The 15,994-nt window shown below is 39.1% G+C and carries 11 protein-coding genes; 8 read left to right on the top strand and 3 right to left on the bottom strand.

Features of this window, described 5'->3' with window-relative positions; translation table 11 throughout:
• From ACZFYI_RS05780 to ACZFYI_RS05765, 4 genes are all read left to right on the top strand, one after another.
• On the top strand, positions 1–180 hold a 180-nt coding region (locus ACZFYI_RS05780), incomplete at its 5' end, for an aspartate/glutamate racemase family protein (protein ID WP_462523170.1).
• Positions 181–542: 362 nt separating this feature from the next.
• Entirely contained in the window at positions 543–1,016 is a 474-nt protein-coding gene (locus ACZFYI_RS05775; protein ID WP_462523169.1) for a hypothetical protein, read from the top strand.
• Positions 1,013–2,428, top strand: coding sequence for a CCA tRNA nucleotidyltransferase (locus ACZFYI_RS05770; protein WP_462523168.1), 1,416 nt, complete (start codon positions 1,013–1,015; stop codon positions 2,426–2,428). The genes ACZFYI_RS05775 and ACZFYI_RS05770 overlap by 4 nt, the downstream gene beginning before the upstream one ends.
• Positions 2,429–2,439: 11 nt before the next feature.
• Positions 2,440–3,144 (top strand): tetratricopeptide repeat protein, encoded by a 705-nt coding sequence (locus ACZFYI_RS05765; protein ID WP_462523167.1) that lies wholly within the window; start codon positions 2,440–2,442, stop codon positions 3,142–3,144.
• A gap of 85 nt (positions 3,145–3,229) precedes the next feature.
• Here ACZFYI_RS05765 and ACZFYI_RS05760 read toward each other — a convergent pair whose 3' ends face one another.
• A complete protein-coding gene (locus tag ACZFYI_RS05760) occupies positions 3,230–3,703 on the bottom strand; it encodes a LytR/AlgR family response regulator transcription factor (RefSeq protein WP_462523166.1) in 474 nt (157 codons plus the stop codon).
• Positions 3,704–4,025: 322 nt separating this feature from the next.
• Here ACZFYI_RS05760 and ACZFYI_RS05755 point away from each other — a divergent pair, with 322 nt between their 5' ends.
• Together ACZFYI_RS05755 and ACZFYI_RS05750 are read left to right on the top strand one after the other, a co-directional pair.
• Positions 4,026–5,114 carry a phytase gene (locus tag ACZFYI_RS05755; protein ID WP_462523165.1) on the top strand — a complete coding sequence of 363 codons (1,089 nt, stop codon included), beginning with the start codon at positions 4,026–4,028 and terminating at the stop codon, positions 5,112–5,114.
• Between the two features lie 22 nt (positions 5,115–5,136).
• Entirely contained in the window at positions 5,137–7,935 is a 2,799-nt protein-coding gene (locus ACZFYI_RS05750; RefSeq protein ID WP_462523164.1) for a TonB-dependent receptor, read from the top strand.
• A 131-nt stretch (positions 7,936–8,066) separates the two neighbouring features.
• Here ACZFYI_RS05750 and ACZFYI_RS05745 read toward each other — a convergent pair whose 3' ends face one another.
• Complete coding sequence (locus ACZFYI_RS05745; protein WP_462523163.1) at positions 8,067–8,516, bottom strand: N-acetyltransferase family protein; 450 nt, start codon at positions 8,514–8,516, stop codon at positions 8,067–8,069.
• Positions 8,517–8,602: 86 nt separating this feature from the next.
• Entirely contained in the window at positions 8,603–8,839 is a 237-nt protein-coding gene (locus ACZFYI_RS05740) for a hypothetical protein (protein WP_462523162.1), read from the bottom strand.
• 263 nt (positions 8,840–9,102) lie between these two features.
• On the opposite strand from ACZFYI_RS05740, the gene ACZFYI_RS05735 reads away from it, so the two are divergent.
• Both ACZFYI_RS05735 and tamL read left to right on the top strand, forming a co-directional pair.
• The gene (locus ACZFYI_RS05735; protein ID WP_462523161.1) at positions 9,103–14,079 is read left to right on the top strand and encodes a translocation/assembly module TamB domain-containing protein; all 4,977 of its coding nucleotides are present in this window, start codon (positions 9,103–9,105) and stop codon (positions 14,077–14,079) included.
• Positions 14,072–15,994 (top strand): translocation and assembly module lipoprotein TamL (gene tamL, locus ACZFYI_RS05730; RefSeq protein ID WP_462523160.1); only part of this gene is annotated, 1,923 nt, incomplete at its 3' end. The genes ACZFYI_RS05735 and tamL, both read left to right, overlap by 8 nt.

Here is a 15,994-nt window from a genome sequence, read left to right as displayed (position 1 = left end):
GATGAAGCCAAAGCTTTTTATTTGGAACAAATGACGCTTTTGAAAGAGAGAGGAGCGGAAGGAATGATAATGGGTTGCACCGAACTACCGCTTCTGATCAAACAGGAAGAAACGGATTTTCCCTTGATTTCTACCACACAGCTGCATGCACAATTGGCGGTGGATTTTATTTTTAGCTGAATAAAATTTAAGCAGGAAAAATTAACTTTAAAAAAGGTCTGACGGCTTAAAGCCATCCGACTGGTTTTGGCGTCTTTGCAAGAACAAATTAATCCAGCTTTTGGAGATGTAGGATAACAGAGACATTTGCTCCAAGTCTTTATGTCTTGAAGATTTTACTTTGTGCCTCCGTGTCTTCGTGGGTACAATTCTGAGAACCTTTCTTTGCATTTTGGCGTCTTTGCGAGAAGCAATACTAATCCTGATTTTGGAGAAGCAGGTAGCAGCCGATTTTTGACAGAATTCCCTACCAAACATAAACTTTGTAATCCCCTTTAGCAGTCCTTCCAATAATCCGCCTTATTTTTGAGCAAAAATTTGGAATGGAAATCAAAGATGCAGTCAATGTCCTCAAGGAAAAGGGAAGAATCAGGATCAAGGATGGTCATGGTACTATCTTGGAATTGGTTGCCCCGAAAAGCTGGGATGCTGCAAAAGATGACAAAGAAGGCATTTTTCTTTTTTTTGATGTATTCCAGATCCGGAATGTGGCAGAGCAGTTTTCTGAAGTGTCATTGGATATCATAGACTACGCCACCAAGCCGACGATATACCACACCCCTGTCAACAGGATTTTGAAAAACGGACCGGTCCTAGAAGGAAAGGTCAAATTCTCAGTGATCAGGAAAGAATTTTGGAACAAGCTGTTATTTGCTTTTTCCCAACCTTTGATCTTGCAGTTCAGCAAAGCCAAAGAATGGGATATGGTTACAGAGGACTTTTTCCCACTTTTGAGTGCAGGTACCAAAGAGATGTTTTTGAGCCCCGATGGGGACGTCAAAATAATTAGAGCATGAATTTCAAACCCCAATTAGACCAATTAGAAATATTCAGCCGCGTCGGACGGATTGCTGATGAGTTAGGATTAGAAACCTACGTTGTCGGCGGGTATGTCCGTGATCTTGTTTTGAAAAGACCAAGCAAGGACATTGATTTTGTGTGTGTGGGAAGTGGCATCTCCTTGGCAAAAGCAGTGGCTGACAGCTTTGAGGAGCATGTGCCGCTGTCGGTTTTCAAAAATTTTGGTACGGCAAATATCAGGTTGGAGGATTGGGATGTAGAGTTTGTAGGTGCTAGGAGAGAATCTTACAGCCACGATTCCAGAAAACCTATTGTGGAAGACGGTACTTTGCAGGAAGATCAGGAACGCAGGGACTTTACCATCAATGCCATGGCGATTTCGGTCAATTCCCATAATTATGGAGAATTGATGGATCCCTTTGATGGGATAGGAGATATAAAAAGGAAAACAATCAGGACGCCGACCGATCCGATCATCACTTTCTCAGATGATCCCCTAAGGATGATGCGGGCGATCCGTTTTGCCGCTCAATTGAAATTTGACATCGAGCCGGATACTTTCCTTGCCATTGTCCATGATGCACACAGATTACAGATCGTATCAGCTGAAAGAATTATCGACGAACTCAATAAAATCATCCTGACAGAAAAGCCTTCCTATGGATTCAAGCTGCTTTTTGTGAGTAAACTGTTGCAGGAGTTTTTTCCCGAAATGGTAGAACTTCAGGGTGTTGACTCGGTAGGAGATAAGTCACATAAGGATAACTTTTACCATACGCTGCAGGTATTGGATAATATTTCACAGGTTTCAGAGGATCTGTGGTTGAGGTGGGCTGCCATTATGCACGATATTGCGAAACCTGCGACCAAGAGGTTTAATGAGAAAGTAGGATGGACTTTTCATGGCCATGAAGACAAGGGCTCAAGAATGGTTCCGGGGATTTTCCGCAGGATGAAACTGCCTATGGACGATCGGATGAAATACGTACAAAAGTTGGTCAGACTGCATCTAAGGCCGATTTCTTTGGTTTCGGAGAAGGTGACTGATTCTGCTGTCCGTAGGCTGCTTTTTGATGCGGGAAATGACATTGAGGATTTGATGAAACTCTGCCGCGCAGATATCACTTCCAAAAACAACAACAAGGTGCAACGGTTTTTGGCCAACTTTGACAAGGTGGAGGAAAAGATGAAGGAAGTGGAGGAAAATGACCAAGTCAGGAATTTTCAGCCACCTATTTCCGGAGAAGAAATCATGGCATTGTTTGACCTAAAGCCCTCAAAAGTAGTAGGCGAACTGAAAGAAGAGATCAAGGAGGCGATTTTGGATGGACAAATTCAAAACAATAAAGTAGAAGCTATGGACTTATTATATAAATTAGCCGCCTCTAAAGGATTGAAAACGATTTAACAATAAGAACGATGAATAAAATAATGATGATGGTGGCTTTCATGATGATAATCGCCACTGTGAGTTTTGCCCAGGATAAACCTGTAGAAACTGAAACAAACCTAAAAAGGAATGAAATTGACAAAAAAATTTACCAATTGGCTTTGCGATACAATGATTTGGCTGTTGCCCGGATGAAGCTTTTTGAATTGATAGAAAGAAATCCTACCAATATTACTTACCCGGAAACGCTGACATCACTTTATTTTGAAGGAGGACAATACACTTCTGCAGCGGTATCTGCTTTGGATATTTTGGAAATGAATGACAAAAGCCTAATTGCCCTTGAGGTAGCGGCCAATTCATTGGAGCAATTGGGGGCATTGGACAAAGCACTTCCTAATTTTGAAAGACATTACCTACTGACCAACAACCTGTTTAGCCTTTATAAAACTGCATACATGCAGTATTCACTCAACAGACAGGAAGAGGCGTTGAATTCCATCAACATGTTGGTAAAAGCACCTAAATCCTCTGAAGAAAAAGTAGGTTTCCCAAAAAATGACAACACCACTCAAGAGGTCACACTTAAAGCCGCTGCGCTAAATCTTAAAGGGATGGTATACATGTACCAGAAAAATAAGCCGGAGGCAATTGCTGCTTTGAATCAGGCTTTAGAGGTTCAGCCGGATTTTGAACTTGCAATCGAAAACCTGAAGGAAGCCAACAAAATGTAATCCATTTGATTTGATAAAACCATAAACAACAAAGCCAAATAGACTCTATTTGGCTTTGTTGTTTTTTTATTTGAAGGACTTTATCTCAAAATTTTTTGATTGAATGGAAAAGGATTTCCATCAATTCCTCTTTGTTCTTCGAAATTCTGATTTTGGAGCCATCTTCAAGTTCTACCAATCCACCGTTTGTTTTTAGGATTTTCTTGATGTAAAGTGGATTTATAAGGTGGGAATGATGGATTCTTATAAATCCATTTTTGGTCAAGACTTTTTCTATGCTTTTCAATTGTCTGCAAACTAGGATTTTACGGTTATCCTCATTGTAGACTATCTCAGAGTAGTTCCCTTTTGCTTCACACCTGATTATTTTGTTTACAAAAAGGAACTCATGGCCCTCCATGGTGGGGATGGCGATTCTATCATTTTGATAATCAGTGATTTTTTTAAGAGGAAACTGTTTTTTGCCTGATCCGATTTTTCGGATGTCAGTCCTGTTAATAATATTCTGGAATAATGGATTTGTTTCAGGTTGCAATCCAAATTGTAAATCGATTTCCATAAACTAGGGTATTTGACGGATGGAAAATTCCAAAAAATATACCTTGAAAACCATACCCCAAAAGGAGTATTTTTTAATACTGATTTTCTACGATGAAGTTTATAATGTGAATTAAATTTAATCTTATCAAGTTGGTTTTTTTCTCCTTAATTTAAAATTAACATAACTTAAAGTATTATATATCAATAGGTTAAATTGTTTTTTTTCAAGCATTTCATTTTTTTTCATTAACAGTTTATTCTTCAATTGTTGCCTTTTTGATAATGCAAAATAATAGGCAGACTATAAGTTGACCTATAGTTTTGTGTTTTAAAAAAATAACATGAATAAAAAACTTACTGCTTTTTCACTCTTGTTTTCCCTTTTGTTTTCTTCCTGTCAGCGACAGACTGACACTAATCATATTGTGATTGAAAATAATGAGGAAACTGTCAAGCCTGTATACATAACAGACTCAGTTATTCACGACACTGATGATCCTGCTATCTGGATCAACCCAGCTGATCCATCTCAAAGCCTGATAATCGGAACCGATAAAGACGCAGATGGAGCATTGTTTGTATTTGACCTGAAGGGTAAAAAAATTGATTCTCTAATAGTCAGAGGACTGCAAAGACCTAACAATGTGGATGTTTCCTATGGATTGAAAATGGGCGAAAGTGAGGTGGATTTTGCTGTAACCGGCGAGAGAATGACTTCCAAGCTCAGATTTTATTCACTTCCAGATATGAAAGAAATGCAGGAAGGAGGAATAGAGGTGTTCGTGGGAGAAACAGCAGAAATGTACCGGGACCTCATGGGTGTGGCTGTTTTTCATGATCAGGTAAATGGAAAACACTATGTCATCGCAGGAAGGAAAACAGGACCAACTGACGGAACCTATTTATGGCAATATGAAATCAAAGGATCCGAGAAAGGAATCGAACTTGAATTGGTCAGGAAGTTTGGGAAATACAGCGGCAGCAAGGAAATCGAATCCATCGCTGTGGACAATGAATTAGGCTTCATATATTATTCTGATGAAGGAGTGGGAGTCAGGAAATATTTTGCCGACCCCGCCAAAGGAAATGAAGAGTTGGCACTTTTTGCAACTGAAGGATTTACCCAAGACCACGAAGGAATATCCATTTACAAGCTTGATGAGAAGACAGGTTACATTTTGGTTTCCGATCAAGAGGTCAACCAGTTCCATGTTTTCCCTAGAGAGGGGGCTTCTTCCAATCCCCATCAACACGACCTGATCACTATCCTCAAAACTTCAACGATTTCAAGTGATGGCTCAGAAGTCACAAGCTTCCCCTTAAACAGCACCTTTACCAAAGGAATGTTTGTGGCCATGTCCGATGACAAAACCTTCCAGATTTACAGATGGGAGGACTTGGCCGGTAAAATCTTAAAATCAAAAGAATAATAAAAAACTAACCAAATTTCATATGAAAAAACAATTACATTATATTTTAATGCTGGGCTTTTTCCTGTTTTCAGGAGAAATATTGGCCCAGGCTACTTTCAGGGGAAAGATTATTGATGATCAGAACCTTTCACTTCCAGGGGCAAATATCATCCTTGAAGGAACCAGCAAAGGTTCAGTTTCTAATCAGTTGGGGGACTTCTTCATTCAAGGAATCCCGGCTGGGAATTATACGGTTACTGTGACTTATCTGGGTTATATTTCTTTGACAAAAGAAATCTCCCTGCAAGACGGTCAGACTTTGGATATGAGATTTCAGATGATGCCCGGAACCTTGGAAGGCGGCGAGGTCATTGTGTTTGGGGATAGACTTAAAGGCCAGGCAAGGGCTTTGAACCAGCAAAAGACAAATTCAAACATCACTAATATTGTTGCCGCAGATCAGATTGGTAGGTTCCCAGATGCCAATATCGGTGATGCTATCAAGAGGGTTCCCGGAATTACCATGCAAAATGACCAGGGAGAAGCCAGAAACATCATCATCAGGGGAATGGCACCTGAGTTGAATTCTGTCATGATCAATGGGGAAAGGGTTCCTTCTGCAGAAGGTGATAACAGAAGGATTCAAATGGATTTGATACCTTCTGACATGATTCAGACAATTGAAGTAAACAAAAGTGTGCTTCCTGACATGGATGCTGATGCTATTGGAGGTGCAGTAAATCTGGTAACCCGAAAGGCACCCAACGGATTACGGGTTTCGGGTACAGCTGCTACTGGCGTAAATCTTTTAACGAACAAACCTATCTGGACAGGAGGATTGATCATCGGGGACAGGATTGCCAATGACAAATTAGGAGTGATTTTTTCAGGTTCATACAATAACCATACCTTCGGTTCTGACAATTATGAAGCTCAATGGGCGGAGACAGATGATGCCAATAATCCTGTAGTGGTAAATAACTTTGACTTGAGAAAATATAATGTACAGAGGGTTAGAAGGTCCGCTTCCCTGGCTTTGGATTATGATTTCAATAAAAACCACTCCATCATATTGAACACAATGTACAATTGGAGGGATGATTGGGAAAACAGGTATAGATTCAGAGTAGACCGTACAGACAGGCCTTTTGAATCCGGAGAATTTACCCAAATTGAAGACAACCTTTTTCAGATGAGAGGAAGGACTGCCATTCAGACAAAAGGTGGGATTGATAATGATAGGGTTAAGAATGCACGTCTTGAAGACCAAAGGGTAATCAATACCACACTTTCAGGAAGTCATATTTTTAATAAACTGAAAATGACTTGGAACGGAACTTACGCCAAAGCTTCCGAAGACAGACCTAATGAAAGATATATCACACATAGAAGTAATGCTGATGTGATTTTGGATATCAGGGATCCTTTCAAGGTTCTGACCACTTTGGTCAATCAGGATGACGAATTGGGACTGGGTCTGAATGAAATCTATGAATCCAACAACACTACATTCGAAGAAGATTTAAACGGAAGGGTGGATTTTACTTTGCCTTATGCGGCTAATAAAGGTATTTTGAAATTTGGAGGAAGGGTAAGATCCAAATACAAAGAAAGAACGGATTCCTATGATGTCTATGACCCTATCGTTGATCTTGGCCCCGGAGGAAATAATTTGGGATCGCTTCCTTATTCCTTTCAAAATGACAGGGTTTTTCTCAACGGACCGCAATATGTCCCCGGTAGATTTGTGGACAAAGAATTTTTGGGTGGATTAGATCTGAAAAATGAATCCCTGTTTGATTATGAAGATGCAGTGTCAGAATACATCACAGGTAATTATCAGGCCTCTGAAACCATTACAGCAGGTTATGTGATGACTGATTATCAGTTCAATTCAAAGCTATCAGCAATTTTTGGGTTGAGATTGGAAAATACCAACCTCGAATACCGTGGGTATGAATTTGATGAGGATGAGGAGACCTATAACCAATCGGCTACAGTTTCTGATAATTATTCAAACTTTATGCCTGGGGCCCATTTCAAATACGACATCAATGAAAACAGGATTGTAAGGTTTGCTTGGGCGAATACCATTGCGAGACCAAATTATTTCGACTTGGTTCCATTTGCAATCTTTAGCCCTGAAAACCAATCACTTCAAAGAGGCAATCCAAACCTGGTTGCTACTACCTCAATGAATTTTGATTTAATGTTTGAAAATTATTATGAGTCTGTAGGTGTATTCACAGCTGGAGGTTTTTACAAAGATGTCGATAATTTTATCTATCAAAATACCCAATTGAATGTCGTTGATCCTCAATTTGGACAGCTGATAGAATTGACAAGACCCGAAAACGGAGGTACAGCAAGTGTTTATGGTTTTGAGACCTCCATACAGAGACAGTTTGATTTTCTACCTGGCATTTGGAAAGGCCTTGGTATTTTTGCCAATTATACTTTTACTGATTCAAGGACTACAGGAATTGAAGGAAGAGAAAATGACGACCTCAAATTGCCTGGTACTGCAAGAAACATGTTCAATGCTTCCTTGTCTTTTGAGACTGAGAAATTGGTTCTTAGGGTATCGGTCAACCACGCGAGTGGTTATATCGACGAAGTCGGCGGATCTAATTTTGAAGATCTGTACTATGACCGTCAGACATTCTTGGATGTCAATGCCTCCTATGCATTTACAAAAAACTGGAGAATATTTGCTGAAGCCAACAACCTGACCAATCAACCATTGAGGTACTACCAAGGCATCAGGGAAAGGACTGCCCAAGAAGAATATTACAATGCCCGAATCAATTTTGGAGTGAAGTTTGACTTATTTGATTGAGTTTGAATTCCTCTCAAAACAAAAAAACCTCCGAACTCTGGAGGTTTTTTTGTTTTATTTTCCAGCTATAAATCATTTACAAATTAAGCAAGTAACCATTAACCAAATAACTACTGACCCAATACCAAATCCTAAGGCTTCAAAAAGAACCTCATTTTTTGCTTTCCGGTACTTCCGAGTCCTACATAGAATTTGATGGCCCGCACATTGAATTCAGGCGTTTGCCATTGGATATTGACACACTTGTTTTCTTTGGCGACTTCACGAATTCTACGCATGATTTCCGCGCCGATGCCTGTACTTCTGCATTTTTCATTCAAAAACAGGCAATCCATATATAGAAAAGGTGCAGCATCCCAGGTTGAAAAATCAATCGTGAACGTTGTAAAACCTTCTGCTTTTCCATCGATTTCGACAATCCAACAATTTAGTTTTTTGGTTTTCCCAAAAATAGCCTCTCTGAGTCCCTCTATTTTTCCTTCGGGCGAATACTCTGATTTTTCATGTTCGGCATGTGCCGCACAGAGTTTTACCAAGTCGGTTAAATCTTTCTCTTCGCAAGGTCTGATGATATAGTCCATGGGTTTTTATAGGGTTTGTACAAAAGAATTTTAGCATTGGAAAAATGGCTAAAAAATTTGACTTCTCTAAAAAAGGAATGATAAAATCACTGTAAAAACTGATAGCTGGGTAAAACAAAAAAATAAAACATCAATCCTGTAAGGACAGAGGCGATTATAAAACTGATCCCTAGAACCCTGCCATAATGTTTGATTTTATGGGTTTTACCATCTTCCCCTTTGATATTTGAGTAGCCTCCCGGAATGTATCCCTGATACAAAGCGAGGACTGCCAAGAAATAGGTCGACAACAAGAATAGTATACTGAAAAAGAAATGGGTCATTTCAAAGGAACTTTGTATTGACAAATTATGAAATTGAAGTTTTTTATTTCTGAAATTTTGGAATGGTAACGATTTGTTAACCTTCAGGTGATTGTTTCTTCATATCTGGAAGGAATTTGAAAATCACAAATAGCATAATTATTCGTTTTAAAAAGGGTTTAAACCTTATATTTGGATTTAGCAATAACAATCAAAATTCTAAGTCCATCAAAAAGTTTATTAGGATATTTTTAAAAACTTTAGGCATCACAATAGCGGTTTTATTGCTTTTGCTGGTTGGGCTTTTCTTTTTTATCAGGAGTCCTTGGGGACAAGATATCATTGTACAAAAGGCTACCAAGTACGTTTCCAATGAAACTGGGACAGCCGTCAGTATAGACAAGCTTTTCATCACTTTTGGAGGAAACATTTTCCTAAAGGGACTTTATCTGGAAGATTTGCAGGGAGATACATTGGTTTATTCCAAAAGCCTTGAAACGGGTATTGCCTTTATGCCTTTAATCAGGGAAGGAGATATCAATGTTTCCAAAATAGAGTGGGATGGTTTGGTGGCCAATGTCAAAAGGGATTCCTTGTCAGGGGATTTTAATTTTAGTTTTCTGATTGATGCATTCGTCAGTCCTGCAGATTCCACAATAGTTCAAGAACCTGACAGTGTTGCGGCATTTCCAAATCTTTCTTTTGGACCGATTGACCTTAAAAATGTCAGGCTGCAATACGGTGATCAGGTTTTGGGGATAAATCTTGCTGCCAAATGGAATGAAATCCGCATTGATTCAGATATTTTGGATCTGAACAAAATGGACTTTGGGATCCAAAATGTCCTCATTGACCAAGCTGACATCACTTACCTCCAAACCCACGCTTTTCCTCAATCTGAGGGAGTGGATACACTTTCTAGTTCCCCTTTGCCATTATTGGTACTGGACAAAGTAAAAATCCAAGACAGCAAAATTGAATATACCTCCATTCCTGATGGCATTTCCACAAAAATGGATATCGGGCAATTTTACCTTTCTCTTCCGGAAGCCAATCTGGAAGAAAATAAGATCCTGCTGAAAACACTGTCCTTAATTGATTCCAAAATAGACCTGAGATTGAGTCCTAGCCCAACTATCCAAAATGCCGAATCAAATCAGGAACAAGTTCCTTTTTCATGGCCTGAGTGGTGGATAGAAGTTGGTTCGGTCAACCTTGAGAATGATGAAATCAACTTTTTTTCAGGTGAAGAAAAAATTCAACGAGGGGTATTTAATGCGGGCGCGATCAGCATTTCGGATTTGAATTTTGAAGCCCATAGCATTTTTCTGAAAGACCAACAGACGCAAGCCGTCATTGACTTGTTGTCTTTCAAAGAAGGAAGCGGATTGTTACTTGAAAGTCTGGAAGCCAAATTGGAAGCTGATGATAAAAATATAAAAATCGAAAAACTTGATGCAAAAACAGCGAAATCAGCGCTATCAGGAGATTTTTTGATTTCCTACAAAAGCATGGATGGATTGATCAACAATCCTGAAAACTCAGGATTTGAAATCCGGCTTCAGGATTTTGTGACAGATGCCTCCGAAGCGCTTTATTTTGTACCGGAACTGGCAACCGAATTCTATTTTAAGGAATTTACAAGGAATGGTATTACAGCTTCAGGTGATGTCTCAGGTAGTCTGGACAACCTGAGAATCCCAAAATTTAACCTTAATTACGGCAGAAATACGAATCTGACAGTCAGGTCAGCAAGGATAAATCACCCCACAGATTTCGAAAAAATGGATGTGGATATTCAGGAATTTACTTTCTCTACCAAAGGAGAAGTTCTTGAAGCATTTTTGGAACAGGGAGCCTATGATTTGCCGGAGGAAATTAAGTTGTCCGCAATGGCAAAAGGAGGTTTGGATGATTTTATGAGCGATTTATCCTTGGAGACGAGCGATGGTAATATCCAATTTGATGGAAGAATTCAGGATGAAGGGCGGTATTTTGTCCAATCTACTTTGGAAGTCAAAGAATTGGATTTGGGAAAAATCCTAGACTTACCGGATTTAAAGCCAATCAGTTTGGTGTCCAATATGAATGGTAGCGGTACGGCACTATACAATGTGGAAGGATTGATGGAAGTTGATTTCAGCCAATTGGCCTGGGCGGATGTTGATTTATCAGAACTGGGGTTGGAAATTTCCGCAAAAGATACCGTCGCCACGCTGCAAATGGGTTTTGCAAAGGAATTTCTTGATTTTGATTTAAATTCCTCCATCAAGATAGACACGGTCTCTCCGGACCTGAATTTTTTGCTCGATATCAGAAATCTCAATACAATGTCTTTTGGTCTTACAAAACAAGATATCAAGACTAGGTTGAAAGTCTCCGGAAACCTATCCGGAATGCTGGATGGCTATTTAGCCGACATAGAGATTTCAGATGGTTTTATACAACTTGAACAAAGGGAATTTCCAATAGGATTGGTGGAGCTTGATGCCAAGTTGTCTGATCAAATATCAGATATTCGCGTTCAGTCCGATTTTCTGGAAGGTTTTTTTACAGCTAACAGTTCCTTTGGCAATCTTGCACTTTCCATGGAGGATTATTTTAATCTGCTGATTGTAGGCAAAACAGATTCCCTTCAGGTATTGGATGTAGTGGCTGAGTCTACTTTCAAATTTCATCCTACACCATTTATTGACCAACTCCTCTTGGCTGATATTGACGAGATGGATACCCTGACGTTTGAATTTGGATATAATTCTTCTGACCAAAATATCCATACAAAAATCCGAATGCCCCATTTACTATATCTAAACGCCAGACTTGATACTTTCAAAATGGATTTAAATGGGGATTCTGAGACTTTAACCTTTGATGTGGGATTTGACAGGTTGTTTTATAAGCCTTTTAATATGGGTAAAACGCAACTGCACTCTGATTTTGAGGACCAAAAGGTAAACTTGGCTTTCAATTCCCAATACCAAGGGGATACTATTATCAATTTTGAGTCCGAGCTAACCAATTATGGGGATACATTGGAAATTCTTTTTTTGCAAAATAACCTCATTTTCAATAAAGAAAACTGGGATATTCCTCCGGACAATCTTATAACTTATGCTCCTAATTCAATTAAGTTTCAAAATTTTGTTTTTTCAAATACAGATCAATCCATTGAGATAAAAAATGATTTTTCCGGATTGGAGGAAGAACATCTTGGATTGGACTTTGATAATTTTACACTGCAAACAATTATTGGGTTTCTTAATCCTGAAAATCCACTTGCACGTGGGATTGTAAATGGAAACCTTATTGTAGCCAATCCTTTTGGAGCAATCGGTCTATTGGCTGACTTGGGCATAAAAGATTTGGAAGTGGTCGATATTCCTCTTGGGCTTTTGGACATTGAGGCAAAAGCCATGAGCCTAAAGGAGTATGATTTCAAACTTGCTCTCAAAGAAGGAGAGATTGACTTGGATATTTTCGGATCCCTTTTTGCAGATTCAGTGAGAACAAATCTTGATTTGGATGTTAAGCTCAATGCTTTCCAAATGTCTCTTTTTGAATTCCTTTCTGAAGGAGCACTGAAGGAGCCTAAAGGCTATTTAACTGGAGATTTTAAGGTGGAAGGGACTGTTCAGGATCCTATTTTTAATGGAACGGTTGCATTCAAAGAGGCCGGCTTTTTGGTTAGTCAATTGAATACAAGTTTTGTTTTTCCTGACGAATTAATAAAAATGGATAACCAAGGTGTATATTTCAACAACTTCACCATCAAGGATGCCCAAGGAGATGCTTTCGTCACCAATGGGAAGTTTATCACCGAAAACCTCGCTGATATTGGCTTTGACCTGAAATTTAAAACGGCAGGATTTCAGGTTATGAATTCTACCAAAAGCGACAGCGACCTTTTCTTTGGTAAAGCAAATATAGACCTCGACCTGCAAATAGGTGGAACAGTTTCCCTGCCTTTGGTTACCATGAAGCTTAAGGTAAATGAGGGGACAGAAGTGAGTTTTATTGTCCCTGAGGACAGGCTGGATCTTGTCGAACGAACTGGAGTCGTGATTTTTGTAAATCATCAGGATCCTTATGACCTCATGTACCAAAGAGAAGGTGATATGACCACAAAGGGCATCAAGGGGTATGATGTCAAAGCCAATCTGCAGATTGATCCCAATTCGGTATTCAACCTTATCGTCGATGAAAGAACCAATGACAACCTCAAAATCCAAGGGGAAGCTGATCTAAATATTGTCATGAATCCCAATGGAGATATTTCTATGTCCGGAAGGTATCAAGTAAAAAATGGACATTATGAAATGAACCTCTTTGGACTTGTAAACAGGCGGTTTGAACTTGCTCAGGGAAGTACTGTGATCTGGAGAGGAGATCCTTTGGATGCCAGTCTTGACTTGACAGCCATCTATAATGTAAGGACTTCGGCCGCAGAACTGATGCAGGCACAGCTCAGTGGTACGGACAATGATACCAAGAGCCAGTTTAGACAGGTGCTTCCATTCATGGTATATTTGAATATTGACGGGCAGCTATCAAAACCTGAGATTTCTTTTGAACTTGACCTCGCAGAACAGGAAAGAGGTGCATTTGGGGGAAGTGTATATGGTATGGTCCAACAAATAAATGAACAGGAAGATGAATTGACCAAGCAGGTGTTTTCTCTGCTTGTTCTCAATCAATTTCTCCCTATGGTTGGTAATGACGGATCGGGTGGAGGTCAAGTCAACCTGGCAAGATCCTCAGTAAGTCAGGTCCTTTCAAGTCAGCTCAATGCACTTTCCGGAAAGCTATTTGGTGATTCGGGATTCTCCTTGGATTTCAATCTTGATTCTTACACCGATTTCCAGACAGGTGCAGCCCAAGACCGTACCCAGCTAAATGTAGCCGCCAAACAATCCCTGATGGATGACCGCTTGGTAATTTCCGTGGGAGGACAGGTGGATGTGGAAGGAGGAAACCAGGAAATGAATCAGGGAGATGCATTATTTGGTGATTTAAGTGTTGAATATTTACTGGAAAAAAGAGGACAATGGAGGGCAAAAGCTTATCGCAAAAACCAGTTTGAATCAGTAATTGACGGACAGTTGGTAGTAACAGGAATATCCTTAATTTTCAATAAAGAATTCAATGCCTTTAAGGAAATATGGAGAAAAAGTAATCAGAAAGCTGTAAAAAAAGAGGACAGCGACATTGTGGAAGATCCGGAAGAAATAAAAGAAATTGAAAAAACACCTCAATATGAATAAGCTAATTCCGACCATATCGGTTTTTTTTCTTCTACTTGGGTTTTCTTGCGGAGTCAAAAAGTTTATTCCTGAAGGTCAAACGCTCTATACCGGTCACGAATTGAATTTGGATGCAACATTGACCAAATCCGAAAGGTCTACCCTACAAACTGAGCTTAACAATCTCATAAAGCCCGATCCAAACGGAAAGTTTTTGGGAATGAGGTTTGGCTTATGGGCTCATTATAAAAGCAGCAAAGAAAAGCCCGGATTCATCAATAGATTTTTGGGAAAAAGATTTGGAGAAAAGCCCGTTTATCTCAGCAATGTGCAGCCGGAAAGAACTACAGGAATCCTTTTAAACAGGTTGGAAAATATGGGTTATTTTTATGGGGTTGAAAATTATGAAATTGTTGAAAAAGGAAAATTCGCAAGAATTGAATATACCCTGAAATTCAGTGAGCCCTATCGTCTAGAGACGTATCAGCTTCTGGGAGATTCTCTGGAAATCATCCAAGAAATAAAAAATACCATTGACAAAACAGCTTTGATAAAGGGGAGTAAACTTGACCTAGATGCTTTGAAAAAAGAAAGGGAAAGGGTGGATTTGGACCTCAAAACCAAAGGATATTATAATTTCAATGCTGATTTACTTGTCTTCGAAGTAGATACCAATCAATATGAAGACAAACGATATGACCTTTACTTAAGACTCAAAACAAATACACCTGTTAAATCTAAGTTTCCATATACCATCCATGATATAAAGGTATTTCCAAATTATGCGATAAATGAGGTTATAACAGATTCTGATACAGTAAATATAAATGGCATAGATATCATTCAATCTGAAGAGGTATTTAAACCGCACTTACTTGAAAAGTATGTTCTCTTTAAAGAAGGAAGCAAATTTGACCCTCAGATTTCAAGACAAACATCAAATAGACTTTCTTCTATCGGTAATTTTAGGTATGTCAATATTTCTTTTGAAGAAACAGATAGTGTTAGAGGCGAGGATGGTACCTATCCGCTTAATGCCAGAATACTATTATCACCGCTTAATAAAAGGGCTTTGCGGGCAGAGGTTCAGGGAGTCACTAAGTCAAACAGTTTTGTCGGTCCTGCCTTGATTTTAAACTTCCAAAACAGGAATTTTTTTAATGGAGGGGAAGTTTTTAACCTAACGGCAAATTTGGGATATGAATTTCAAATACTTTCGGGGGAACGGGAAGCCCAGCAATCCATTGAATTGGGTTTCCAGAGCTCCTTGATTTTTCCGAGGGTGTTATTTCCTGGTCCTGTCAAAGACAGATTTAAACTAGCAATTCCAAAAACAAAAATAACCGCAGGTGTGGAATACCAAAACAGGACAGATCTATACCTCATTAATTCATTCAATTCCTCTTTTGGATATTTTTGGAATATCAATAAATACATTTATCATGAGCTTAATCCCATCAGTCTCAGTATCGTAAACCTGATCAGCACCACACCAAAGTTTGATGAAATATTGGAATCTAATCCTTTCTTGAGAAGAAGTTTTGAGCAGCAGTTTATATTGGGAATGAATTATACATTTAACTATAACCAGCTTGTAGACGTCTATCGAAAAAACGCCATATACTTTGGGACCACGGTAGACCTTGCAGGTAATTTTTTGAAGGGAATCAACACTATATTCAATTCTGATAATCCTGGTTTTGCTTTTGGTCTTGAATATGCCCAATTCATCAAAAATGATGTTGACCTTAGGTATTATCACAAATTCACAAAAGAAACTATGTTTGTCACCAGGCTTTATGGAGGAGTTGGTATTCCTTTGGGCAATTCTGTTTCACTCCCATTTGTGAAACAATTCTTTTCGGGTGGACCTAGGAGTGTGAGGGCTTTTAGAATCAGGTCTTTGGGTCCAGGTACATTTATTCCCGAAGATGCT

The sequence above is a fragment of the Aquiflexum sp. genome (genome assembly GCF_977115555.1).
The sequence above is the reverse complement of the archived record's forward strand: the minus strand, read 5'-3'. Positions and strand labels throughout refer to the sequence as shown.